Annotated in this window: 21 protein-coding genes; 4 read left to right on the top strand and 17 right to left on the bottom strand. The window is 73.5% G+C overall.

The features are described from left to right. Positions 1 to 76 precede the first annotated feature (76 nt). Together HDG69_RS11870 and HDG69_RS11865 are read left to right on the top strand one after the other, a co-directional pair. Positions 77 to 1,273 (top strand): ROK family protein, encoded by a 1,197-nt coding sequence (locus HDG69_RS11870; RefSeq protein ID WP_171783967.1) that lies wholly within the window; start codon positions 77 to 79, stop codon positions 1,271 to 1,273. Then, on the top strand, positions 1,270 to 1,947 hold the full coding sequence (locus tag HDG69_RS11865) for a ThuA domain-containing protein (protein WP_171783966.1): 678 nt from the start codon (positions 1,270 to 1,272) through the stop codon (positions 1,945 to 1,947). The genes HDG69_RS11870 and HDG69_RS11865 overlap by 4 nt, the downstream gene beginning before the upstream one ends. Positions 1,948 to 1,959: 12 nt before the next feature. Here HDG69_RS11865 and ligA read toward each other — a convergent pair whose 3' ends face one another. Further along, complete coding sequence (gene ligA / locus HDG69_RS11860; RefSeq protein ID WP_171783965.1) at positions 1,960 to 4,410, bottom strand: NAD-dependent DNA ligase LigA; 2,451 nt, start codon at positions 4,408 to 4,410, stop codon at positions 1,960 to 1,962. Between the two features lie 189 nt (positions 4,411 to 4,599). On the opposite strand from ligA, the gene HDG69_RS11855 reads away from it, so the two are divergent. Further along, on the top strand, positions 4,600 to 6,087 hold the full coding sequence (locus HDG69_RS11855; protein ID WP_171783964.1) for a flavin-containing monooxygenase: 1,488 nt from the start codon (positions 4,600 to 4,602) through the stop codon (positions 6,085 to 6,087). 38 nt (positions 6,088 to 6,125) lie between these two features. Here HDG69_RS11855 and HDG69_RS11850 read toward each other — a convergent pair whose 3' ends face one another. From HDG69_RS11850 to HDG69_RS18695, 5 genes are read right to left on the bottom strand one after another with little or no spacing between them, the layout of a single operon-like run. Further along, positions 6,126 to 7,355: a cytochrome P450 gene (locus HDG69_RS11850; RefSeq protein ID WP_171783963.1), complete on the bottom strand. Its 1,230-nt coding sequence runs from the start codon at positions 7,353 to 7,355 to the stop codon at positions 6,126 to 6,128. After that, positions 7,352 to 7,954, bottom strand: coding sequence for a GTP-binding protein (locus HDG69_RS11845; protein WP_171783962.1), 603 nt, complete (start codon positions 7,952 to 7,954; stop codon positions 7,352 to 7,354). The genes HDG69_RS11850 and HDG69_RS11845 overlap by 4 nt, the downstream gene beginning before the upstream one ends. After that, the gene (locus HDG69_RS11840) at positions 7,935 to 8,288 is read right to left on the bottom strand and encodes a DUF742 domain-containing protein (RefSeq protein ID WP_171783961.1); all 354 of its coding nucleotides are present in this window, start codon (positions 8,286 to 8,288) and stop codon (positions 7,935 to 7,937) included. The genes HDG69_RS11845 and HDG69_RS11840 overlap by 20 nt, the downstream gene beginning before the upstream one ends. An 11-nt stretch (positions 8,289 to 8,299) precedes the next feature. Next, positions 8,300 to 8,716 (bottom strand): roadblock/LC7 domain-containing protein, encoded by a 417-nt coding sequence (locus tag HDG69_RS11835; protein WP_216645459.1) that lies wholly within the window; start codon positions 8,714 to 8,716, stop codon positions 8,300 to 8,302. After that, positions 8,713 to 10,113 carry an ATP-binding protein gene (locus HDG69_RS18695; RefSeq protein ID WP_216645458.1) on the bottom strand — a complete coding sequence of 467 codons (1,401 nt, stop codon included), beginning with the start codon at positions 10,111 to 10,113 and terminating at the stop codon, positions 8,713 to 8,715. Before HDG69_RS18695 ends, HDG69_RS11835 begins: the two co-directional genes overlap by 4 nt. A 215-nt stretch (positions 10,114 to 10,328) precedes the next feature. Between HDG69_RS18695 and HDG69_RS11825 the strand changes: the two genes are divergently transcribed. Then, positions 10,329 to 12,488, top strand: a complete 2,160-nt coding sequence (locus tag HDG69_RS11825) for a prolyl oligopeptidase family serine peptidase (RefSeq protein WP_171783960.1) — start codon at positions 10,329 to 10,331, stop codon at positions 12,486 to 12,488. Here HDG69_RS11825 and HDG69_RS11820 read toward each other — a convergent pair. From HDG69_RS11820 to HDG69_RS11770, 11 genes are all read right to left on the bottom strand, one after another. Beyond that, positions 12,485 to 13,573 (bottom strand): Gfo/Idh/MocA family protein, encoded by a 1,089-nt coding sequence (locus HDG69_RS11820; RefSeq protein WP_171783959.1) that lies wholly within the window; start codon positions 13,571 to 13,573, stop codon positions 12,485 to 12,487. The two genes, HDG69_RS11825 and HDG69_RS11820, sit on opposite strands and share 4 nt — an antisense overlap. Beyond that, positions 13,570 to 14,397 carry a ThuA domain-containing protein gene (locus tag HDG69_RS11815; RefSeq protein ID WP_171783958.1) on the bottom strand — a complete coding sequence of 276 codons (828 nt, stop codon included), beginning with the start codon at positions 14,395 to 14,397 and terminating at the stop codon, positions 13,570 to 13,572. The genes HDG69_RS11820 and HDG69_RS11815 overlap by 4 nt, the downstream gene beginning before the upstream one ends. Then, a complete protein-coding gene (locus HDG69_RS11810; RefSeq protein WP_171783957.1) occupies positions 14,394 to 15,446 on the bottom strand; it encodes a LacI family DNA-binding transcriptional regulator in 1,053 nt (350 codons plus the stop codon). Before HDG69_RS11810 ends, HDG69_RS11815 begins: the two co-directional genes overlap by 4 nt. Before the next feature lie 126 nt (positions 15,447 to 15,572). Next, the gene (locus HDG69_RS11805) at positions 15,573 to 16,622 is read right to left on the bottom strand and encodes a uroporphyrinogen decarboxylase/cobalamine-independent methonine synthase family protein (protein WP_171783956.1); all 1,050 of its coding nucleotides are present in this window, start codon (positions 16,620 to 16,622) and stop codon (positions 15,573 to 15,575) included. 123 nt (positions 16,623 to 16,745) lie between these two features. Then, positions 16,746 to 17,081: a hypothetical protein gene (locus HDG69_RS11800; protein WP_171783955.1), complete on the bottom strand. Its 336-nt coding sequence runs from the start codon at positions 17,079 to 17,081 to the stop codon at positions 16,746 to 16,748. Positions 17,082 to 17,112: 31 nt separating this feature from the next. After that, on the bottom strand, positions 17,113 to 18,261 hold the full coding sequence (gene mnmA, locus HDG69_RS11795; protein ID WP_171783954.1) for a tRNA 2-thiouridine(34) synthase MnmA: 1,149 nt from the start codon (positions 18,259 to 18,261) through the stop codon (positions 17,113 to 17,115). Then, a complete protein-coding gene (locus HDG69_RS11790) occupies positions 18,258 to 19,499 on the bottom strand; it encodes a cysteine desulfurase family protein (RefSeq protein ID WP_171783953.1) in 1,242 nt (413 codons plus the stop codon). Before HDG69_RS11790 ends, mnmA begins: the two co-directional genes overlap by 4 nt. Before the next feature lie 110 nt (positions 19,500 to 19,609). Further along, on the bottom strand, positions 19,610 to 21,856 hold the full coding sequence (locus HDG69_RS11785) for a PhoX family protein (RefSeq protein ID WP_171783952.1): 2,247 nt from the start codon (positions 21,854 to 21,856) through the stop codon (positions 19,610 to 19,612). 114 nt (positions 21,857 to 21,970) lie between these two features. After that, the gene (locus HDG69_RS11780) at positions 21,971 to 22,951 is read right to left on the bottom strand and encodes a molybdenum cofactor biosynthesis protein MoaE (RefSeq protein WP_171783951.1); all 981 of its coding nucleotides are present in this window, start codon (positions 22,949 to 22,951) and stop codon (positions 21,971 to 21,973) included. Beyond that, positions 22,948 to 23,433, bottom strand: coding sequence for a cyclic pyranopterin monophosphate synthase MoaC (moaC, locus tag HDG69_RS11775; RefSeq protein WP_171783950.1), 486 nt, complete (start codon positions 23,431 to 23,433; stop codon positions 22,948 to 22,950). The genes HDG69_RS11780 and moaC overlap by 4 nt, the downstream gene beginning before the upstream one ends. Continuing rightward, positions 23,430 to 24,728: a molybdopterin molybdotransferase MoeA gene (locus HDG69_RS11770; RefSeq protein ID WP_343036402.1), complete on the bottom strand. Its 1,299-nt coding sequence runs from the start codon at positions 24,726 to 24,728 to the stop codon at positions 23,430 to 23,432. Before HDG69_RS11770 ends, moaC begins: the two co-directional genes overlap by 4 nt. Positions 24,729 to 24,814 lie beyond the last annotated feature (86 nt).

The following is a 24,814-nucleotide window of genomic DNA, read 5'->3' as shown; positions in this document are numbered from 1 at the left end:
TGTGATCGTTACCCGCTCGTGATAGACACCGAGCGACCAAAACACACACCGCAAAGGGGCGTGGTTCACTGTGCTCATGGAAGGGCTGCAGAAGTTCCCGCCACGTCCCACCGGGGCCGGCGAGATGTTCCAGCTGTTCCGGGACGGCACCCCGCACACGCGCGCCTCGCTCGTCGCCGAGACCGGGCAGTCCCGGTCGACCGTCGCCGCACGCATCGACGCCCTGACCGCGATCGGGCTGCTCGTCCCGGCGGGCGAGGCAACCAGCACCGGCGGACGGCCCCCGTCGACGTTCGCGTTCAACCCGTCCAACCGGATCGTGCTCGGGGTCGACCTCGGGGCCACGCACGCGCGTCTCGCCATCACCGACCTCGCCGCCAACTCGCTCGCCTCGACGCAGGAACCGCTGGCCATCGCCGACGGTCCCGACCACGTGCTGTCCTGGGTCGCCGAGACCGGTGCCAAGCTCGTCACCGACGCGGGACGGCAGCTCGACGAGCTCGCCGGGATCGGCATCGGTCTCCCCGGGCCCGTCGACCACGCCGACGGCCGGCCCGTGAACCCGCCGATCATGCCCGGGTGGGACGGCGCCGACGTGCCCGGCACGTTGCACCGGCTCCTGGGTGCGCCCGTCGTCGTCGACAACGACGTCAACGTCATGGCGCTCGGCGAGCACCGCACCGTGTGCCCCGACGAGCAGAACCTCCTCTTCGTCAAGGTCGCCACCGGCATCGGGGCCGGGGTCGTGATGGACGGCGAGCTACGACGAGGCGCGCAAGGGGCCGCCGGCGACCTCGGGCACGTCGCCGTGTCCGGGGCCGCCGACACCCCCTGCCGCTGCGGCAACACCGGCTGCCTCGAGGCGGTGGCCGGCGGGCTGGCGATCGCCTCCGCCCTGCGCGAGGGGGGTGCCCGGATCCGGACCACCCAGGACATCGTCGACCTGGTCCGCACCGGCGACGTCGCAGCCGGCCAGGCGGTACGCCAGGCCGGACGGGACATCGGCACCGTCCTGGCGGCGTCGGTGAGCCTGCTCAACCCGTCACGCATCATCATCGGTGGCGTCCTGGCCGGGGCGGGCGAGCATCTCGTGGCCGGCATCCGCGAGGTCGTCTACCAGCGGTCCCTGCCGCTGGCCACCCAGCACCTGCGCATCGTCACCTCGCAGGCCGGCGCCCACGCCGGCGTCGTCGGCGCCGCCACCCTGGTCACCGACCGCTTCCTCGCACCGCACTCGATCGACGCCCTCATCACCGTCAAGGAGGACCAGTGAGCAAGCGTAGGGCCCTCGTGGTCCGCGGAGGCTGGCAGGGACACGACCCTGTCGGCTCCACGGACCTCTTCCTCCCGTTCCTGGACGACGCCGGGTTCGACGTGTCCGTCGAGGAATCGCTCGAGGTGTACGCCGACGAGACCGTCATGTCCCGCACCGACCTGATCGTCCAGAGCTGGACCATGGGCGACATCCTCGCCGACGAGATGCACGGGCTGCGCCTCGCCGTCGAGAACGGCACCGGCCTGGCCGGATGGCACGGTGGGCTGCTCGACGCCTTCCGCGGCGCCACCGACTACCAGCACATCGTGGGTGGTCAGTTCGTCGCGCACCCGGGCGACATGGTCGACCACGAGATCCTCATCCGGCCCGAACGCGCCGACCACCCGGTGGTCGAGGGGATCGGCCCGCGCATCCGCCTGACCACCGAGCAGTACTGGCTCCACACCGACGCGCTGTGCGACGTGCTCGCCACGACCACGCACGCCGTGCACCCCGACGCGCCGTGGAACGAGCCGGTCACGATCCCGGTGGCGTGGACCCGGCGCTGGGGCCGCGGCAAGGTGTTTGCCTGCACGATCGGGCACGGCGTCGAAGACCTCCAGGTCCCCCAGATCCGCACGATGATCGAACGAGGGCTCCTCTGGGCCGCGCGGGAGCCTTCGACGCCCTGATCCGGCGGCGCCTCAGCCCTCGAGCGCCTCCGGGCCACCTTCGAGCAGTCGGGTGAACTGCCCCTCGTCGAGGATCCGCAGACCGAGGTCGCGTGCCTTGGTCTCCTTCGACCCGGCCTTCTCCCCCACGACGACGTAGTCGGTCTTCTTCGAGACGGACCCGGACGACTTGCCGCCGGCCGCGATGACCGCCTCCTTGGCCCCGTCGCGCGTGTACCCCTCGAGCGACCCCGTGACGACGACGGTCAGCCCGGCGAGCGGACCGGTGGGCCCCTCGGCAGCCTTCTCGGCCATGACGGCCGGGCCGGGGTGGCCGGGGACGGCGAACCGCACGCCCGCCCCGGCCCACGCCTCCACGATCTCGCGGTGCCAGTCGACCCGGAACCAGGCGAGCACCTCGTCGGCGATCACGGGGCCCACGCCCTCCACCGCGGCCAGCTCCTCGCGGGAGGCTGCACGGATCGCGTCCAACGAGCCGAACCAGTCCGCGAGCGCCCGCGCCGCCACCGGGCCGACGTGCCGGATGTTGAGCGAGACGAGGATCCGCCACAGGTCCTTGGTCCGGGCGCGCTCGAGCTCCTCGAGGAGCTTGGTCGCCTGCGTGGAGGGCTCGTAGAGCGACTCCCCCGCCGCGACCGCCTCACGTTCGGCAGCCTTGGACAGCTTGCGCTTCTTCTGGAAGGGCCGGACCACCTTGACCACCGCCGTCGACCCGTCGGGCATGGTCAGCTCGGCGGACTCGCCGCGCCCGTCCCACTCCCGGGGCAGCCCCGTCTCGCTGTCGCGCACGACCACCCGGATCGGTTCGAGCTGCTCCACGGTCAGGTCGAAGAGGTCCTTCTCGGTGCGCAGCGGCGGTTCCTTCGGCTCCAGCGGCTGCGTGAGCGCGGCCGCCGTCACCTCGCCGAGGGCCTCCACGTCCAGGCCGCCCCGGGACCCGATGTGCTCCACGCGTCCCCGCACCTGGGCCGGGCAGGACTCCGCGTTCGGGCAGCGCAGGTCGACGTCCCCCTCCTTCATGGCGCGCAGCGGCGTGCCGCACTCGGGGCAGGCCTCGGGCATGACGAAGTCCTCGCGCGGGTAGCCGTCGTCGGCCAGCGCCGTCACGGGACCGAGGATCTCGGGGATGACGTCGCCGGCCTTGCGCAGCACCACCATGTCGCCGATGCGCACCCCCTTGGCCTTGACGACGTCCTGGTTGTGGAGGGTGGCCTGCCGGACCGTGGACCCGGCCACCGTGACCGGTTCCATCACGGCGTACGGCGTGGCGCGGCCGGTCCGCCCGACTCCCACCTGGATGGCGACGAGGCGGGTGTTGACCTCCTCGGGCGGGTACTTGTACGCGGTGGCCCATCGCGGGGCCCGGCTCGTGGCCCCGAGCCGCCGCTGGTCGGCCAGGGCGTCGACCTTGACCACGATGCCGTCGAGCTGGTGCTCGATGTCGTGCCGGTGCTCCGCGAAGTACGTGATCATCTCGACCACCCCGTCGACACCCTCCACGACGCGGTTGTGCGGCGAGACGGGGATGCCCCACCGTGCGAAGAGCTCGTACGCGTCCGACAGGTTCGTCAGCTCCGCGTGCTCGCCCTCGGTCCACTGCAGCGCGCCGACACCGTGCGCATAGATCCGCAGGGACCTCACGCGAGCCAGGCCCGCCTCGAGCTCGAGGCCCGCCTTCTTGTCCAACAGCTGTCGCAAGCCTCCGGCAGCGGCGTTGCGCGGGTTCGCGAACTGCGGGAACCGGCGCAGCGCGGCCACCCGCGCCTTCTCCTCGTCGAACGCGCGGGTGGCGGCGGCCCGCCCGTCCGCCCGCTCCCGGGCCTCGGCCAGCGCCCGTTCGCGCAGCTCCTCCTGGAGCTCGTTGAGCTCACCGAAGGCGGAGACCGGGATGAAGACCTCGCCCCGCACCTCGACGACCTCCGGGAGGTCGTCGCCGGCGAGCCGCTGCGGTATCTCCGCGATGCGCCGCGCGTTGGCCGTGATGTCCTCACCCGTCTGGCCGTCGCCACGCGTCGCCGCGCGCACCAGCCGTCCCCGCTCGTACAGCAGCGCGATCGCCAACCCGTCGATCTTGACCTCGGACAGATAGCCGACGTCACCTCCTTCGACCCCGACGTCGCGCGCGATCCGCGCGTCCCAGGACCGCAGCTCGTCGACGCTGAACACGTTGTCCAGGGAGAGCATCCGTTCGAGGTGCTCGACGGTGGCGAACCCGGAGGCCGCCTGACCACCGACCCGCTGCGTCGGGGACTCCGGCGTGCGGAGGGCGGGGTGGGCCGCCTCGAGCGCTTCCAGCTCCCGCAGGCGCGCGTCGTACGCGGCGTCGGAGACCCGCGGGGCATCGTGCTGGTAGTAGGCCCGCTGGTCCTCCTCGACGAGAGCCACCAGCTCCGCCCACCGGCGCTGCGCGGTGGGCTCGTCGAGCGCGGAGGGGTCGGCGGCGGGGTCGTTCGTCTCGGTCACGGTCCCATCTTGCCGTGGGACGCCGACACGAGCAGACCTGACGCGGCACCCGCAGCCGCCGTCGTGGCGACCGGTGATCCCGTCCGGCACACCGACCGATTAGTCCGCTCTCGGGGTCTATCGCCCGGTGTGTCCGGACCGCTACGATCCATCCGATCGCCCGCACCGACCGAAAGCAAGGACGCCTCCATGAAGATCGCCGTCGTCGGCGCCGGATTCGCCGGTCTGGCCAGCGCCAAGGTCCTGACCGAGTTCGGCCACCAGGTCGCCGTGTTCGACAAGGCCCCCGACGTCGGAGGCGTCTGGAGCGCCACCCGCCGGTACACGGGTCTGTACACGCAGAACAACAAGGGCTCCTACTCGTTCTCCGACCTGCCGATGCCGAAGCACTACCCGGAGTGGCCGAGCGGCGAGCAGGTCCAGGCCTACCTCGAGCAGTACGTCGAGGCACACGGCCTGTCCGAGGCGCTGCGGCTGTCCACCGAGGTCGTGCGCGCCGAGCTCACCGACGCCGAGGACGGCTGGCTCGTGACGTCCCGGCACTCCGGGGAGGCGGTCGGTGACCCGGAGCGGTTCGACCACGTCGTCGTCGCCAACGGCATCTTCTCGGACCCGGTGATCCCCGCGTTCGAGGGGCTCGCGCAGCTCCTGCGCGCCGGCGGGAAGGTCGTGGCCGCGAGCCAGCTCGGCTCGGTGGAGGACGCCCGCGGCAAGAACGTCGTCGTCGTCGGCTACGGCAAGTCGGCCTGCGACGTCGCCGCGGAGATCGGCCCGGTCGCCGCCGACACCCACCTGGTGGCCCGCAAGCTGCTGTGGAAGGTCCCCAAGAAGCTCGGCAACGCCGTGAACATGAAGTACCTGCTGCTCACGCGGCTGGGCGAGGCCCTCTTCCGCTACCAGGACCTCGCAGGGGTGGAGAAGTTCCTCCACGGCCCGGGCAACGCCGTGCGCAAGTCCATGCTCTCCTCCGTGGCCGCGGTCACCACGAAGCAGCTCCGGCTCAAGGAGCTCGGCCTCGTCCCTCGTGGCGAGTTCGAGGACATCGCCCGTTCCACCGTCTCGCTGGCGTCCGACGCCCTCTACGACCAGGTCGCCGACGGCGCCATCACCGTGCACCGCGACACCGAGGTCGAGCGCTTCACCACCGACGACGACGGCGCCCCGGCGGCGGTGCTCAGCAACGGCAGGATGGTGCGCGCCGACCTGGTCGTGTGCGGCACCGGGTTCCACCAGCGGGTGCCGTTCCTGGACCAGGAGGTCACCGACCGGCTGCTCGACGACCGGGGCAACTTCCAGCTCTACCGTCAGATACTCCCGCACGACGTCCCGCACCTGACGTTCGCCGGCTACAACTCCTCGCTGTTCAGCCCGCTGTCGGCCGAGATGGCCGCCGTGTGGACCGCCGCCCACCTGGCCGGCGCTCTGGACCTCCCCCCGGTCGAGGTGCGACGCGAGCACGTCGCCGACCGCGTGGACTGGATGGAGAAGCGGACCGAGGGCAAGCACGCCCGGGGCACCAACATCATCCCGTTCTCGTTGCACCAGGTCGACGAGCTGCTGGACGACCTGGACCTCAACCTCTCAGGTCCTGCCCGGGTGAAGCAGTGGCTGCTGCCTGTCGACCCGACGGCGTACCGCCGGGTCGCGGGCCGGTTGCGGACCCGCGTCACCGCCTGAGCGACCGGCCCGGGAGCACGGACTCCCGGGCCGGTCGCTCAGCGGAACCGGACCGGTAGCTCTCGGGGATAGCACGTCCACGCCGACCGGACGGGCGTGATGTCCTCGGGCGGGACCATGAGCTCTAGGTCGGCCAGGCGACCGAGGACGTGTCCGACGACGAGCCGGGTGAGCAACGGGGCGGTCCGGTGCGCCGGACAGGCGTGCGCACCGACCCCCCAGGTCAGGTGGAACCGCGCGTCGACCTCTTCCCACGGGTCGGCCGCCTGGACCGCGCCGTCCGCGTTGGCGGCGGCGACAGCGGGGACGACGGCGTCCCCGGCAGCGATCGGTTGCCCACCGAGGTCGCAGTTCTCCAGCGCGTACCGCGGCATCAGGTGCGGCACCGGCGGCGTGTCACGCGCGATCTCGTCCAGGGCGGCATCGATCGACAACCGCCCACCGTGCACCGTCGCCGCGAAACCCGGGTCCACCAGCAGGCGGCGCAGCGCCGTGGCGATCCAGGAGATCTCCGCGTCGTGGGCCGTCCGGAAGAGCAGCCCGACGGCGCCCATCACCTCCAGGTCGTGATGGTGCTGCGGGTGAGCCAGCAGCTGCGACGTCAGGTCGTCGCCCGGTTCGGCCCGTCGCCCGGCCACGAACGTGGCGAGCAGGTTCTCGGTCTCGGCGAGCGCAGGGTAGGCGGCCTCCGTCCCCGACCGTCGGGCGACGGTGAGCTCGCGCAGTCGCCGGGCGTCAGCGAGCGTCATGCCGAGCAGGTCGGCCAGGACCCGGACAGGGACGTCCACCGCGTAGTCCGCCACGAGGTCGGCGCTCCCCCGGGCGGCGAGGCGGTCCAGTGTCGACGTGCACGCCACGGCGACCGTCCGCGTGAGCCGCTTGTGGTCGATGCCGGCCAGCGCGTCGGCCAGCGGGGCACGCAGACGACGGTGCTCCGCGCCGTCGCGGTCGTGGGCGGTGTCCGTCTGGGCCAGGACAGCACGTGCCGGGGAGCGCCAGGCCACGAGCCGCTCGGCCTCGTACCGCCAGTCCCGGGAGTCGCGGGAGAACAGCACCTCGTTGCGCAGGACGGTGCTGACCTCGTCGTAGCCGAGGACGAGCCAGGCCGGGACTCCCGGCTCCAGGTCCACCGGTGCGACGGCACCCCAGCGGGACCGCAGGTCTGCGTAGCCCTGACGGGCGTCCGCCCGCCCGGCCAGGTCGGCGAGCAGCGGCCGGTCCGCCACCTCCTCCAGCCGCACCACACGGCCGGCGGCGGTGACGCTCATGCGGCGACGCCCTCGGCCCGCTGCAACGCGTGGGCGACGAGCGTCGTGAGCGCCTCGACCGCCCCCGTGCGCCCCCGGACGTCACCGGCGACGACAGGGGTGCCGGCGGGCAGGTCGAGCGCCGCGCGCACCTCGTCGACACCGTGCCGCGGCGAGTCCGGGAACTCGTTGACGACCACCGTGATCGGCAACCGGGTGTGCTCCTCGAGCTGGTCGAGGACCTCGAAGCTCTGGGCGAGGTCGCGGGTGTCGACCATCACCAGGGCCCCGACCGCGCCGTCCGCCAGCCCGGACCACAGGTCCCAGAACCGGCGCTGACCGGGGGTGCCGAACAGGTACAGCGCCGTGCTCGAGCCGACGGTGACACGGCCGAAGTCCATCGCGACCGTCGTCGTCCGCTTCTCGCCCCGGCGTGGGTCCACGCCCACGCTGGCCGTCGTGATCGACTCCTCCGTGCTGAGCATGGGGATCTCGCTCACCGCACGGATGAGCGTCGTCTTGCCGACGCCGAACGCGCCGACCACCAGGACCTTGACCGACCTGTCGACGGTCGGGGCCAGGTGCCGTGCCGTGCCGGGCTCAGAGGCGGCGGAGCCCATCGAGCACCTCCTCCAGCAGATCCTTCGCGGGCAGGTCGTGGGCCGGGGTCGACAGCACGGCCAGGTATCCACCGTCGACCAGGTCGGAGACCAGCACCGCGACCAGGCTCACCGGCAGGTGGACGTGCGCCGCCAGCTCGGCGAGGGCCAGGGTGCCCCGACAGGTCCGCACGAGCGTGCGCTCGTGCCGACCCGCTGACGCCGGGAGCTCGCGGCCGTCGTCGACGGCACGCAGCAGCGTCTCCGGCCTGAGCGTGTTGCGGGTCGGGTGCGCCCGACCGCCGGTCAGGACGTAGGAACGTACCGGGTGGTCGCGATATCCGTCCGAGCGCATGGCACCATCCCTCAGCTGACCGCGTCCGTACCGAGCGTGTGCTCGCCGATCATGAGCACCTGTGCCTGCATCTGCTGGGCGACGAGCCCCGGGTCCACGGTCGCGTCGGTGACGACCGCGAGGCGAGAACCGTCGCCGGCGCCCCGCACGAAGAGGAACCCACCGTCGAACTCCACGACCACCTGGCGCAGACGGTCACCGGCCCCGAACTCGCGGCCCATGCTCATCCCGAGGGCGACGAGGCCCGCGCAGGCCGCTGCGACCTTGTCGGCCGTGTCCGGGTCGGTGTCGTCCGTCCGGACCCTCACCAGCCCGTCCGAGCTGAGGACGACGGCATGCTGCACGCCGCGCACCCCAGAGACGAGGTCCAGCATCCAGCTGTCGGGGTCTTCGGTCCCGGGTGTCGCTCCGGTCGTCTGGGTGGTCATCTGTCCTCCGAGGTCCCGTCCGTCACGACGGACGGGTGGGTATCAGGGTCGTCCTGCGGTGCGTCGGCCGTCGCGGCGAAGAAGGCGCCGATCCAGGCTCCCGCCTCTTGCGCGGTCTGGTCCGACATCGGGTCGGTGTCCGGCGGCACCACCTGGGGCAGACCGCTCCCCGAGGTGGGCGCACGGTCCATCGCCGCTCGACGGGAGCGGCGCTGAGGCAGCGCCGGAGGTGCTGCCGCGGCCCCGGGAGCCGACGGCTCGGCACTCCTGCCCGGACCCGTACCGGACTCCGACCGACCCCGGGCGGGCTGCCGCGGGGTCGACGACGCGGGCCCCGCGTCGGCCGCCCACGCCTCGTCGACGCTGGGCGCCAGGACGTCCGGTGCGGTCGCCGCGACCTCGGTCAGGTCCCCGGGGACCATCACCACGGCGCGCAGCCCTCCGTACACCGACTCGGTGAGGTCGACCCGCAGCCCGAGGAACCGGGCGTAGGTCCCGACCACGGCCAGGCCGGTCTGGGGAACCTCGCCGAGGTCGGCGATCCCGACGGGGTGCTCGCCGGCGGCGACCGCGCGGACCCTGGAGAGCTCCCGCGGGTCCATGCCGACCCCGCAGTCGTCGATCTCGAGGACCGCGCCACGCTGCACCTGGCGGATCACGACGAGGACCTGGGTGTTCGGCGGCGAGCTCTGCGTGGCGTTGGCGAGGAGCTCGGCCACGACGTGCACGAGCGGTTCGACGGCGCGGGCGGTGACGGCCAGCCCGGGGTCGCCGGAGACCTCGACGCGGTGGAACGCGGTGATCCGACCGGCGGCGGCCTTCACCACGTCCGGCAGGGGCAGGGCGTCCTCCCAGGTCTGACCGGGACGCCTCCCGCACAGGGCGACGAGGCTCTGCGCCTGCCGGGCGTGCTGCGCTGCGGCATGGTCGATGCGCATCGAGGTCTGCAGGACGTCCGGGTCGGTGGCGTGCCGCTGGACCATGCGTGCCGCCTCCTCCTGGATGCGGTGCGCGGACGACTGGACCTTGCGGCTCAGCGAGACGACGGCGGTCTCGACGGCCGCCCGCTGGTCGGCTCTCGCCTCCTGCTCGGCCGTCAGCGCCGCCGTCGTCCCCTGCAACGCCTGGGCCGTCTGGTGGAGGCTCGTGGCCAGCCCGTCGCGCTCGGCGAGCAGGGCGCGGAAGGCGGTGTCCTCGCGGCGCGCGGCGCGGGAGAGCATCACGGCCGCGCTGACCGGCAGGACCACCGCCGCCCCACCGAGCACCCACAGCGACCACGAGGCGACCGACGGGTCGACGAGCGGGAGGGCCGCGACGCACAGCACCATGGCCGCGACGAGGACCCACGGCAGCACACGCCCGGTCGCACCGGGTCGGGTCGGGTTCGTCGTGCTCACCGCACCTCCGTCGGTGTGAGGTCGGGTCCCGCGGCGTCGCGCACCAGATCGCCCGGCAACGACTTTTCTCCGCGAACCCGTGGGAAGGCCTGAAAGCGGGCAACGAAGCCCTGACCAGGAGTTTCTACCACAGCGCTGCCGAGGGTGAAAGAGCAGCGCCCCGGCCCGGGCGTCGTGCGCACGGGGTGTCGGACCAGCGGGTTAGGGTCCCAGCCATGAGTGCCGACCCCTTGCTCCGGACCGACGCGACGGCCGTCGCCGACCCGTACCGCTGGCTCGAGGAGGTGACCGGCGACGAGGCCCTGGCGTGGGTGCGGGCCCGCAACGAGCACTGCCACGCCGGTCTCGGCGGCCCGCAGCTCGACCGGACGCGCGACTCCGTGCTCGAGGTGCTCGACTCCGACGACCGCATCCCCGAGGTCTCCCGGATCGGCGACCACCTCTACAACTTCTGGCGCGACGGCGACCATGAGCGCGGGGTGTGGCGACGCACGACCCTCGCGGAGTACCGCACCGAGGAGCCCCGCTGGGAGACGGTGCTCGACCTGGACGCGCTCGCGGCCGCGGAGGGCGAGTCGTGGGTCTGGCACGGTGCGTCCGTGCTCCGGCCGACACCGGACCAGCTCGCTGCGGGAGAGCCCTGGCGTCGCGCGCTGGTGGACCTGTCGCCCGGGGGCTCGGACGCGGACGTCACCCGGGAGTTCGACCTGGTCGACCAGCGGTTCGTGCCGGTCGAGGAGGGCGGCTTCGCGCGCCCGCTGGCCAAGGGCGGTCTCTCCTGGGCGGACGAGGACACGGTCTACGTGTACACCGACCTCGGGCCGGGCACCATGACGGCGTCGGGATACCCCCGGATCGTCAAGCTCTGGCGCCGCGGGGACACCCTGGACCAGGCGACGGTGGTCTACGAGGGTTCCGACGACGACATGTACATCATGGGACGCCGGTCCCGTACGCCAGGTTTCGAGCGCGACGTCGTGGAGCGGGCGATCGAGTTCTACCGCTCCGAGACGTACCTGGTGCACCACGTGGGGAAGCCCGACCAGGAGCTCGTCCTCCTCGACGTCCCGGACTCCGCCGAGGTCGGTCTCCACCGCGAGTGGCTGCTGGTCGAGCTGCGCGAGGACTGGACGGTGGCCGACCGCCGCTACGCGGGCGGCTCGCTGCTGGCCGCACCCGTGGACGCGTACGTCGCCGGGTCGCGCGACCTCACCGTGCTGTTCGAGCCCTCGGCCTCGACGTCGCTCGTCGGGGCGACCTGGACGCGCCACCACCTGGTCGTCAACGTCCTCGACGACGTCAAGAGCGCGCTGCACGTGCTCACCCCTCCCGACCTCGCGGCCGGCGACGACCCCGGCGCGCCGTGGTCACGATCGTCGCTGCCCGTCGGGGGCGAGCTGCTGACCGTCGGCGTCCGCGCCGTCTCGCCCGTGGACAGCGACGACGTGTGGGTCACGAGCAGCGGCTTCCTGGAGCCGGCCACCCTCGCGCTCACCACCGTCGTCGGCCCCGGGCGCGACGCCGCCGACCCCGAGCCCCTGAAGTCCTCCCCGACCTTCTTCGACGCGAGCGAGATGGTGGTCGAGCAGCACTTCGCGACGTCCGACGACGGCACCCGGGTGCCGTACTTCGTGGTGGGTCGCGGCGACCTCGTCCGGCCGGCCGACCCCACGACGCCGGGCACCGCCCCGACGCTGCTGTACGCCTACGGCGGGTTCGAGATCCCGTTGCTGCCCGGCTACTCCGGGACGGCCGGCCGCGCCTGGCTCGCCCACGGGGGCGTGCGCGTCGTGGCGAACATCCGCGGGGGCGGCGAGTACGGGCCGCGCTGGCACCAGGCCGCACGGCGTGAGAACCGGCACCGGGCGTACGAGGACCTCGCCGCCGTCGCCCGCGACCTGGTGGCGCGTGGGATCACCGCCCCGGACCACCTCGGCGTCCAGGGCGGCTCCAACGGCGGGCTGCTCGCCGGCAACATGCTGACCCGGTACCCCGACCTGTTCGGCGCCGTGGTGATCCAGGTGCCGCTGCTCGACATGCAGCGGTACTCCCACCTTCTCGCCGGTGCCTCCTGGGTCGCCGAGTACGGCGACCCCGACGTCCCCGAGGACTGGGAGTTCCTGCAGACGTTCTCGCCGTACCACCTGTTCGACGCCGACCAGGACTACCCGCCGGTGCTGTTCACGACCTCGACCAAGGACGACCGCGTCCACCCGGGCCACGCCCGCAAGATGGCCGCGAAGATGCTCGCCGCCGGCAAGGACGTCACCTACTACGAGAACATCGAGGGCGGCCACGGCGGCGCGGCCAACAACGCGCAGGCCGCCTACATGACGGCGCTGGCCTGGACGTTCCTGCGCGCCAGGCTCACCTAGACGCCGAGCGCGGTGCGGGCCGACCCCCAGGAGGACAGCTGCACGCGGACCTCTCTGCGGGACTCGTCGGCCAGCGCCCGCTCGTGGGCACGGTCGAGCACGTCGTCGATCCGCACGCGCACGCCGGACTCCGCGGACTCCACGGCGGCCTCCACCATGGCCAGGCTCAGCACGTTCTCGTGCACCTCGCCCATGGGCGTGGGGCCGCCGTCGAGCGCGGCCAGGAACGACGTCAGCGACCCGGCGATCCCGTCGCCCGGGGCAGCCGCCGCCCCGACCGCGGGCTCGGTGCCGGGGGCGTGCTCGACGACCGGGTCGTGGTCGCCGTCCCACAGCGCGGTGCCGCCCTCGCCGGACAGCCGCCAGGAGCCGTTCCACGAGGTCTCCCGACCAGGGCTGCACCAGCTCCCCGTGTAGGCGTAGCGCAGGCCACCGGTCATCTCGAACACAGCGCCGGCCGCGGCGGCGCCGTCGTACCAGCTCCAGGACGGGTTGAACGCCTCGCAGTACACCGACACCGGTTCAGCACCGGTGAGGTAGCGCGCGCTGTCGAACGGGTGGATCGCCATGTCCACCAGCAGCGGGTGCGCCATCCGCTCGCGGAAGCCGCCGAAGCGTGGCGCCCTGAAGAACTCGGTGGTCAGCACCCCGAGCGCTCCCAGCGACCGCGCCTGCTCCCGGAAGACCGCGAGCTGGTGGTTGTACCGCCGCGACTGGCTGACCATGAACAGCTGGCCCGTGACCTCGGCGGCCGCCACGAGAGAGAGCGTCTGCGCGACCGTCGACGCAGCCGGCTTCTCCCCCAGCACCGGCAGGCCGGCGAACAGGGCTGCCGTCGTCACCGGGTGGTGGGCCGCCGGGACGGTGACGTCGACGACGGCGCGGGCGCCGGTCTCCCGGGCCAGGTCGACCACGTCCGTGCCCACCGGCACGTCCGGCAGACCGGCGTCGGCGAGTGCCCTGCGGGCGGCGTCGACGTCGAGGTCCACGACGCCCGCGAGCTGCGCCCCCGGGTCGGCCTCGATGGCGGCGAGCCACGCCCGTCCCATCCCGCCCGCGCCGACCAGGACCAGCGGCACGGTCATCGGGCGTCCTCGTCCGAGGTCGTGGCCGCAGGCTCGGCGAGGGCCGCCTCGGCCTCGGGATCGAGCGGACCCTCGTAGCCGTGGCCACGGTAGAAGTCGTCGGTGTCGTAGCGCAGCAGGGTGGGCGCGGCGCGCTCCGGGCGCACCGTGACGGCCCACTCCACGGCGTTGGCGATCACCCGGCGCACACCGTCGTGGAAGTACGTGGGGTACTCCTGGTCGCCGGGGCGGAAGTAGAAGATCTTGCCGTAGCCACGGCGGTACGTGATCCCGGAGCGGAAGACCTCGCCGCCGGAGAAGGTGCTGAGGAACACGGTCTCGTCGGGAGCGGGGACGTCGAAGAACTCCCCGTACATCTCGTCCTCCTCGATGATCATCGGGTGCGGGATCCCCTGGGCGATCGGGTGGGTCGGGTCGACCGTCCACACGAGCTCGCGGTCGTGCTCGGCGCGCCAGCGCAGCGTGCAGCTGGTCCCCATGAGCCTCATGAAGATCTTCGACCAGTGCCCGGAGTGCAGCACGATCAGGCCCATGCCCGCCAGCACGTGCCGGTGCACCCGGTCGACCACCTCGTCGGAGACCTCGCCGTGCGCGGCGTGCCCCCACCACGTCAGGACGTCGGTGTCGCGCAGGACCTCCTCGGTGAGGCCGTGCTCCGGGTCGTCGAGGGTCGCGGTGCGCACGCGCACGCCGTCACCGAGGTGGTGCTCGATGCCCTGGGCGACGGCGCCGTGCATGCCGTCGGGGTAGCGCGCGGCCACCGAGGGCTCGAGCTGCTCGTGCCGGTTCTCGCCCCAGACGGTGACGCGGATCGGTGCGGTCATGATGCCTCTTTCTCTCGGTGGTTGTCCGCCGGCCCTGCCGGTCGGTCGGCCGGGCGGGACCGTGTCGATCCGCCGCGCGTCAGTGAGGCGGGGACGAGGTCGGCACCGCCCCTGGTGGCGAGGTCGCCGTCGATCAGCCCGAACACCCGCTCCATGACCCGGCGCGAGACGTCTCGCGGGCGGGTCGACACGTTCGTCAGCCCGTCGGCCTCGGACACGAAGCCCGTCGTGAGGGCGACGACGTCGACGTCCCGGCCGGGGCGCAACCTTCGCTCGGACAGAGCATGCAGGGTCTCCGGGATCGCCGTCACGACTGCCAGGGCGGGCACCCCGGAGGCCGCGCGGGCATTGTCGACCGCCCGCCGCACGTCCTCCCCCGTGCTCGCACGGTGCCAGCGGAGCCGGACGTCCGACCGCCGCGCGGCGCGCTCGGCGCCCGCCGTGAACCGCGGTATGTAGTTGAAGCCCTGGGCGTGGACGTCCTCACCCCACCCGATCACGTCGACGGTGCGGTGCCCCAGCCCGGCGAGCTCGGACACGATCACCTCGCCGGCGCCCTCGAAGTCGAAGTCCAGGCAGTCCAGGCCCTCGCCGTCGTCGGGGATCCCGACGAACACGACCGGGACCGCCAGGCCTCGCGCGGTCTCCACGCGGGCGTCGTGGCTGCCGACCTCCATGACCACGATCGCGTCGCACAGCGACCTCCCGGCGACCCGCCGCAGTCCGGCGGCGCCCTCGTCCGCCGTGACGAGCAGGACGTCGTGGTCGCGCCGACGGGCCGCGTAGGTGAACTCCTCGACGAAGATCATGAGCCGCTCCGCGCTGGAGGCCTGCCGCAGCGGCATGACGACGGCGATGGTGCTGGTCCGATGCCCCGCCAGGGCGCGGGCTCCCGCGTGCGGCTCGTACGTGAGCCGGTCGATGGCCTCGGCGACACGGCGGCGGGTCTTCTCCGAGATCGGCCGCTTGCCGCTCATCACGTAGGAGACGGTCGACTGCGAGACCCCGGCCTCGCGCGCCACGTCGGCGCTCGTCGGAGCCTTGGGCATGGTCGCCTCCTCGAGGATCGGTCCGCGCCGGATCATCGATGCGCATCGACGATCGGGTGACGGCAACGCTAGCCGTCCGGCCGGGACGTGGCAACCACGACGGTCGCAGGTGGTAGGAGGCAGGCCTCAGGCGTGGGCGCGCTCGGTCACGGCCTCGGCCACGCGCCCGAGGTTCGCGAGCAACGCTCGATGCTCCTCCGGCGCCCCACCGGTCGACCCGCCCCCCGGCGCCATGGCACCGAGCAGGGTGAGCCCGGCCAGCCCGGCCGCCGGCAGACCGATACGGCGCCACGGCTCCGTCACCAGGCCCACGAGCTCGCCCAGCGCGGGGCCGGCACACTGGGAGACCCGAGCGGGCGGCAGCCCCGCCCAGAGCATGACGTCGCGCTCGGTCGCGCGGGCGACGAGCTCCCACGCCCGCTCGTTCCACCCCTCGGGCCCGACGGCGGACAGGTCCAGGCCGATCGCGTCGGCCCCGGCCAGCACCACCGGCGGGATGCCCACCCACGTGCCGCCCAGGTGCACGACCACGGTCGCTCCGGCGTCGTGCACGGCCTCGATCACCGGCCGCAGACCCTCGACCACGGCAGGGCCGTCCACGCCGCGGATCCGCGAGTAGCCCGAGAAGGTGGGCAGCACACCGGCATGCACCTGACCCAGGAGAGCCTCGGAGAGCTGCACGACGACCTCAGCACCCGACACCTGGCGGCGCACCTCGGCGACGTGGTCCGCCAGGCCCGAGGCCAGCGCCAACGCCAGGTCACGGCGCGCGCCGACGTCGGCGAGCACACGGTCCCCGCGAGCCGACCACAGCTCGGCGGCGAGGGTCCACGGACCGGTGGCCTCGACGGTCAGAGGTCCCTCATACCCGTGGGCCGCGATCGCGAGAGCGCCCAGGTCCTCGCGCAGGAAGGCCCGCGCACGGCGCTCGTCCATCCCTGGGCGGTCGGTGAGCTTCCACCCGTGCGGGCCGAGCTCGACCGGCATCTCGGTCAGGAGCGTCGCGGTGCGCCCGGTCGGCGCGGCCCCCGGGCCCCGGTCCGTGAGCTGGGTGAGGAACGGGATCGCGTCGACGCCGGTCGGCAGCTCCGCGAGGTCGCCGAAGACCTGCTGCTGCGCCTCGAGCTCCTCCCGCTCGCCGCCCGGCCACGGCCCGTGGCCGCTGACCGCCGTCATGCCTCCCCCACCCGGAAGACGGGTTCGACGACGTCCCAGCAGCCGGGCCGGCGGTGCGCCGATGCCTGACGGGCCTTGCTCGAATAGCTCACACCGGGAGACTACGCGGCGAGGGCGTGGACCTCACCATGCCTCTGCTGCCGCGCGCACCCGCTCCGCGTCCGCCCGGTAGGTGCTCATCACGTCTCCGGTCACCCGGCGGTGCCGGTCGTCGAACCACAGGGCGTGCTCCGCGAGCTGACGGAGGAAGGCCCGACGCCCGACCCGTACCGTGGTGTCCACCACCGTGAAGAGGACCCGTTCCGGCTCACGCCGGGGCACGCGAGCACGGATCGGCATCGACTGGTCCAGGAAGAAGGGGTCGGCGACTCCCTCGTCCACCAGGTCCAGACCGACCTGCACGAGCGTGTGCCAGAACTGGTCCACGTAGTCCCACTCGCGAAGGTACGCACGGCCCACCGCTCCCCCGTGGGCGGACGGGCGTCCGTTCTCAGGACCCCGTGCCCGACGCGCCGGCCAGTGCCGACGCGTCACGCCAGGCGCGCGTCACGGTCGCCTGCCCCAGCACGTGCGTCCCGCGATAGACGACGACCGACTGCCCTGCCGCGACCCCGCGCAGCTGCTCGCCGAGCCGGACCTCCAGGCCCGACGCGGCGCCGTCGGGCCCTGGTACCGCCCGTGCGTGGGCGGGCACCGCCCGGCCGTGCGCCCGGACCTGCACCTCGCAGGCGGTCCAGTCGTCCGGTGCCGCGGCCAGCCAGACCGCCTTCTGACCCGCGATGCGGTCGACGCTGAGCAGCTCGGCCGCGCCGACGACGACGGTGTTGGAGCTGGTGTCCACGTCCACCACGTAGCGCGCCCGGCCGTCGGGCGCAGGCTTGCCGAGGCCGAGGCCCTTGCGCTGGCCGACGGTGTACGCGTAGGCGCCCTGGTGCTCGCCGACGACGTTGCCGTCGGTGTCCCGCACCTCGCCCGGCTGCTCACCGAGACGCGAGCGCAGGAAGCCGCGGGTGTCGCCGTCGGCCACGAAGCAGATGTCGTAGGAGTCCGGCTTCGCGCTGACCGACAGCCCCCGGCGCTCCGCCTCGGCGCGCACCTCGTCCTTGCTGGCGAACCCGCCCAGGGGGAACATCGAGCGGGCGAGCCGCTCGCGCCCCATCACGGCGAGCACGTACGACTGGTCCTTCGCGTCGTTGGGCGACCGGTGCAGCTCGGGCGTGCGCGTGCCGTCATCGGCCTCGTGGGTCTCGATCCGGGCGTAGTGCCCGGTGGCGACGGCGTCGAAGCCCAGGGCCGTCGCCTTGTCGAGGAGCGCCTCGAACTTGATGTGCTCGTTGCAGCGCACGCACGGGTTGGGCGTGCGACCCGCCGAGTACTCGGACAGGAAGTCCGCGACGACCGTCTCCTCGAACGTCTCGGACAGGTCCCAGACGTAGTACGGGATGCCGAGGACGTCGGCGGCACGACGCGCGTCACCGGCGTCCTCGATCGAGCAGCATCCTCGCGAGCCGGTGCGGAACTGGTCCCGGTTGCGGCTCAGGGCCATGTGGACCCCGACGACGTCGTGCCCCGCCTCGACGGCGAGCGCGGCGGCGACCGCGGAGTCGACCCCACCGGACATGGCGGCGAGCACCCTCATGCGACACCTCCCGGACGGGTCGACACCAGGCCGGCCGCTCGCGCACGCTCGGCCACGCCGGGCAGCGCCTCGAGGAGCCGGTCGACGTCGTCGCGCGTGGACGAGGCCCCGAGCGAGAAGCGCAGCGCGCCACGGGCGTCCGTCTCCTCGACGCCCATCGCGAGCAGGACGTGGCTGGGCTGCGGCACCCCGGCCTGGCAGGCGGACCCGGTCGAGGCCTGCACCCCGGCCGAGTCGAGCAGGTACAGCAGCGAGTCACCCTCCGCGCCGGGGAACGTGAAGTGCGCGTTGGCAGGCAGCCGGGCCATGTCGCCGGACGGCGTCGTCGCATCCGGGGCGGGCCCTCGCAGGACGGCGTCGGGAACGACGCGCCGCACACCGGCGACGAGGACGTCACGCAGGTCGGCCAGCGCGGTCGCCCGCTCCCCGCGTGCGTCGACGGCCTCGCGGAGCGCGACGGCGAAGGAGCGGATCGCCGCGACGTCCAGGGTCCCGGAGCGCACGCCGCGCTCCTGCCCGCCGCCGTGCGAGACGGCCTCCAGGGGCAGGTCGCGCCGGGCGAGCAGCGCACCGACGCCGACGGGCCCGCCCAGCTTGTGGCCCGTGACGGTCAGGGCGTCGACGCCGGACGCCGCGAAGTCGACCTCCACCTGCCCGACGGCCTGCACGGCATCGGTGTGCACCGGGACTCCGTGCCGGTGGGCGATCCGCGCGACCTCACGCACGGGCTGCAGCGTCCCGACCTCGTTGTTGGCCCACATGACCGAGACGAGGGCGATCTCGTCGCCGTGGGCGGCGAGCTCGTCGGTCAGCGCGTCGAGGTCGAGGCGCCCCTCGCCGTCGACGGGCAGCAGCGTGATGTCCGCACCCGCGTGACCGGCGAGCCAGAACGCCGGGTCGAGCACCGCGTGGTGCTCGACCGCCGAGACCAGCACGCGCCGCCTCCGCGGGTCCTGGGACCGCCGTCCCCAGAAGATCCCCTTGATCGCGAGGTTGTCCGCCTCGGTCCCGCCCCCGGTGAAGATCACCTCGCTGGGGCGCGCGCCGAGCGCGGCGGCGGCGGACTCGCGGGACTCCTCCACCACCCGACGGGCGGCCCGGCCCGCGGAGTGCAGGGACGAGGCGTTGCCCGTCCGGCCCGCCTCGGCGACGAACGCCTCGAGCGCCGCCGGCGACATGGGTGTCGTGGCGGCGTGGTCGAGGTAGGCGCCGGGCGCCTCGGTGGTTGTCACGGTCATCAAGTCTACGAACCCCGTGGAGGTCCGTTCTCATCCCAGCGGCGGTGCGAGGTAGCGCACGGCGCACCAGGCCGTGCGCTACCTGCTGGGGACTCGCTGACTCGCGGGGGTCAGCCGCGGAACTGCTCCCCCGGCCCGGGACGGAACGAGCTGCGGTTCTTCGACCCCTTGCCCCGGCCACCCCGACCAGGAGGGAAGGGCCCGGGGCCGTCGTGCCTGCCGCCCTTGCCCTTCCCCTTGCCGGGCTTCTCCCCGGCACCGGCCGGGAACACCTGGACGGTCGAGGGACGCGGACCGCGCCAGGCACCGGCGGGCACCTCCTCGTCCGCGCCGAGGTAGTCCGGGAAGTAGGAGGTCTGCGCGGCGAACGAGCCGTCGTCGCCGGGGTGCTGGACGTTGACGTAGGCCATGGAGTCGCGGACGTCCACGAGCGGCCCGCAGGTCTCGGCGCTACGGGGCACGGACAGGAACTGCTCGACGCGCCCCCGCTGCCGCCCGTCGAGCGTGACCTTGAACAGGCCGTCGCACTTCTGGATCGACGACGGCTGGCCGTCGGTCGAGATCCACAGGTTGCCGTCGGTGTCGAAGGCGACGTTGTCCGGGCACGAGATCGGCGAGACCTTGTCCGCCGGGAAGCCGGAGAAGTAGGTGGTGTCGTCGACCTCGGGGTCCCCGCACACGATGAGCAGGTTCCAGGTGAACGTGGTCGCGGTCTGGTCGCCGCCGTCCTCGATCATCTCCACGATGTGGCCGTGGCGGTTCGAGCTACGGGGGTTCGCCTCGTCGGCGGGCGCGTTGCTGCCCGTCCCGCGGTTCGAGTTGTTGGTGCAGGCGACGTAGACGTGACCGGTGAACGGGTTCGGCTCGACGTCCTCGGGGCGGTCCATCTTGGTGGCGCCGACGGCGTCGGCCGCCAGGCGGGTGAAGACGAGGACCTCCGCCAGGGACATGCCCTCGACCTGGGACTCGCCGTCGAGCACGAGCGGGAGCCACTCGCCGGTGCCGTCGAACGCGCCGTCGCTGGGCAGCGCCCCGGAGCCGTCGATCTCGCCGGGCGAGTTGCCGTCGAACCGTGCGACGTAGAGGTCGCCCTCGCTGAGCAGCGTCTTGTTGAAGGCACGGGCCTTGGCGCTGTTGCCGGGTCGCATCGCGTGCTTCGAGACGAACTTGTACACGTAGTCGAACCGCTCGTCGTCGCCCATGTACGCCACGACCCGCTTGTTCTTCGCGAGGATGACGTTCGCACCCTCGTGCTTGAACCGGCCCATCGCGGTGTGCTTCACGGGTGCGGCGTCGGGGTCGTACGGGTCGAGCTCGACCATCCAGCCGAAACGGTGGTTCTCGTTCTCGTAGCCGGCGTTGTTGCCGTCGAACCGCGGGTCGTCGTTCTCCCAGCCGTACCCCGTGGCGGCGTTGCGCAGGCCGTAGCGCGCATCGCGCGGGTCGGCGCCGTCGACACGCAGGTAGCCGTGGAAGTTCTCCTCGCCCGAGAGCACGGTGCCCCACGGCGTGGTGCCGCCGGCGCAGTTGTTGAGGGTGCCGCGCACCCGGGTCCCGGTGGGGTCCTCGACGGTCTTCATCAGGTCGTGCCCGGCGGCCGGGCCGTCGATGACGAACTCGGTGTCCATGTGGATGCGCCGGTTGCGCGGGGCGATCCGGGAGTACTCCCAGGGGGTGCCCTCCTTGGCGCGGGTCAGCTCGACCACGGACATGCCGTGGGCGGCCCGCTCGATCGCGCGCCGGGTGGCAGCGTCGTAGGAGCCGTCGAACATGATGCCCGGGTTGGTGTACTCGTGGTTGGCCACGAGGAGCCCGCGCTTGCCCCGCCGCGTCTCGACCATGGAGGTGATGTGCTTCGGGTCGTCGGGCAGGATGTCGAGGTAGTCGCAGTTGTAGCCGAACTGCTTGGCCTGACGCTCCGGAGTCTGCGCCGAGGCGTCGAACGCCCGGCCGCCGGGCAGGATCGGGTCGCCCCAGCGGACGATGGCCGACCACTCGTAGCCGGCGGGGACGACGAGGTCGTCGACGGTCATCGGCTGCGGCTCGATCGCCCCGAAGGCGAGTCCCTTGCCGCCGGGCTTGCCGGCGGCGGTCGCGGCGGCCGGCTGGGCGCCGACCACCTCGGCGCCGACCACCACGACGGCCGCGGCCGCGGCCATGCCGCCGAGCATGACGCGCCGGCTCAGGGCACGGGAGGCGACGTCGCGGAAGTACTCGTTGGCGCTCGTGTTCGGCGCGGGGTGGGCGCACGCGTCGGCGCACTTGTAACGGCAGGTCGCGGCGGCCCGCTTGCCGCGGGCGTAGTGCGGCCCGACGGTGAGCGGCAGGGTGGGGCGGGACTCGGGGGCGATCGTCATCGGTGCACTCCAGGTTCGGGACCGGGGGGTCGCGACAGACGCTAGGAACGCTCGATGACTGCCGTGCGTCCCGAGGCTGTCGCCCCGGTAAACAGCCGATGACCGACGGGCGCGTCAGCCGAGCGAGCCCACCCACTCGCTGGAGCCGTCCGTGAAGCCCTGCTCCTTCCAGATCGGCACCTCGGCCTTGAGCTCCTCGATCAGGTCGCTCGCACACGTGAAGGCGGCCTGCCGGTGCCCGGAGGCGACGGCGACGACGACCGCGACGTCCCCGATCGCGAGGTCACCCACCCGGTGCACGACGGCGGCACGCACCGTGTCACCGGTGGCGTCCGCCGTGCGGTGCGCCACCCGCCGGGCGACCTCCCCCAGGATCCGGGCGGCGTCCGGGTGCGACTCGTAGCGCAGGGCTGTGACCCCGCGACCCTCGTCGTGGTCGCGCACGTGGCCGACGAAGGTGGCCACGGCCCCGCAGGCGTCGTCGCGGACCAGGTCGCTCAGCGCGACGAGGCGGTCGTCGATCGGTGACTCGACGACGTCGGCGCGCAGCACCGTGGCGCTCCCCTCCTGCGAAGTGGTGGGGCGGGCGACGGCGGGGTGGTCACCGCCGCGGAGCTGGTCCACCGCGTGCGGCAGGACGTCGGCGAGCGCGTCGAGCCCGTCGAGGACACCGCCCCTCGAACCCGGCAGGTTGACGATCAGGGTGCTGTCGGCGACCCCGGCGATCCCCCGCGACAGCGCAGCACCGGGCACCGCAGGCTTCGCCGGGTCGGTCGGGGCGAGCGAGCGGGCCCGCACCAGCTCGGCGATCCCCGGCACCTCGCGGTCCACCACGGCGCGCGTCACCTCGGGGGTGGCGTCCGACGGCGCGACCCCGGTCCCGCCGGAGGTGACGATCACGTCCGGGGCCTCGCCGTCGTGCCCGTCGAGCAGCTCGAGCAGCGCCTCGCGCACGGGTTCGCCGTCGGGCACCACCACCACGGGCAGCACCTCCCAGCCACGGTCGGTGAACCACGCGGCGGCGGCCGGCCCGGAGCGGTCCGGGTAGACACCTGCGGCGGCACGGTCGGAGGCGACGACGACGGCGGCTCTCATGCCTGCTCCTCGCCGCGGACCCAGTCGCCGGACTTCCCGCCCGACTTGGCCACGACCGCGATGTCGGTCAGCACGGCGGCCTTGTCGACCGCCTTGATCATGTCGTAGAGCGTCAGGCCCGCCACCGTCACGGCGGTGAGCGCCTCCATCTCGACGCCGGTCCGGCCCGTGGTCCTCACGGTCGCGGTGATCTCGAGGGCCGCCTCGCCCGTCGGGACGATCTCGAGGTCCACCCCCGACAGCGGCAGCGGGTGGCACAGCGGCACGAGGTCCGGTGTCCGCTTGGCGCCCATGATCCCGGCGATGCGCGCGGTGGCGACCGCCTCGCCCTTGGGCAGGTCGCCGGACAGGATCCGGTCGACGACGTCGGCCCGCGTGCGCAGGACCCCGCGCGCGGTGGCCCGGCGCTGGGTGACGTCCTTGGCGGTGACGTCGACCATGTGGGCGGCGCCGTCGTCGCGGTAGTGGGACAGGTCGCTCATCGGATCTCCCAGTAGTCGACGTCGTCGCCCTCGTCGAGGTGGGCGACGCCGGGTGGCACGTGCACCAGGAGCGTAGCGGCCGCGAGGTGGGCCAGGAGGTGGGACCCGGGACCGCCCACCATGACGACGCGGCCGTCGGCGTCGAGGCGGGCGCGGCGCACCTGGCGCAGGTGCTCGGGCGAGTCGATCGCCTCGGCGAGCGGCGCCCGGCCACGGGGGCGGTGGGCCGGCGTCGACCCCGTGGCCGCCGCGAGCACCGGGCGCAGGAACAGCTCGAAGGAGACGTAGGCGCTGACCGGGTTCCCGGGGAACGCGACCAGCGGCACGTCCCGCGGCACCGCCGGGTCACCCAGGGCGATGGTGCCGAGCCCCTGCGGCCCGCCCGGCTGGACGGCGACGTGCCCGAACCAGGCGTCCGTGAGGGTCTGGCGCACCACCTCGTACGCCCCGGCGGAGACGCCCCCGCTCGTGACCACGAGGGCGACGTCGTCGGGCGCCTCGGCCAGGACGGCGCGCAGGGCGGCCGGGTCGTCGGGGACGACGCGGTGGGTGGCGCGGGCCCCGGCCTGCGCGAGCCCGGCGGTCAGCGCGGCCCCGTTCGCGTCGTGCACCTGCGCCGGGCCGAGCCGTCCGCCCGCCGCCACCAGCTCGGAACCGGTGGAGAGCAGCAGCACGTGCGGTGGTTCGGCGACGGCGACCTCGACGACTCCGGCCGCGGCGAGCACGCCGAGCTGCGGCGGTCCGAGCGGGGTGCCCGCCGGGAGGACGACGTCCCCGGCGACGACGTCGGACCCTCTCCGGCGCACGAAGGTCCCCGGCGCGACGGGCGCGCCGAACCGGACGGTCGCCGTGGTGCCCGGCGCCGGAAAGGCCGGTGGGTCGGCGTCCTCGATCTTCACGACGGCGTCCGCCCCGGCCGGGACCGGGGCGCCGGTCATCACCGGTGCCGCGGTTCCGGGGGCCAGCGGAGAGGGCTGGGTCCCGGCCGGCACCGGCGCCGCGACCGGCACGGGGACCGGGTCCGACGGCGCCGCGCCGGCCAGGTCGGCGGCGCGGACCGCGTAGCCGTCCATCTGCGAGTTGTCGAAGCCCGGCAGGTCGACGGCGGCAACGGCGTCCCGCGCGAGCACTCGCGGTGCCAACGCCGCGCCCCCCGCGGCGACGGCCAGCAGGTCGGCGAGCCCGGCGGGGACCGCACGCCGCGCGGCTGCCCGCCGGAGCGCCGGGCCGACCAGGCCTGCCACGGCCGCGGCGTGCTCCGCCACCGGCCGACGGGTCGTCGTGTCGTGATGCACGGGCGCCAGCCTACGGGGCACCCGGCGACCAGGTCGGGGCATCGACGCAGGACGATCCCCGGCCCTTGTCGAGTCCGCATGCACGG

This window comes from Isoptericola halotolerans, assembly GCF_013149785.1.
Taxonomy (GTDB): Bacteria; Actinomycetota; Actinomycetes; order Actinomycetales; family Cellulomonadaceae; genus Isoptericola; species Isoptericola halotolerans.
Note: the sequence above shows the minus strand (reverse complement) of the source record. Positions and strands in the feature narration are given on the sequence as shown.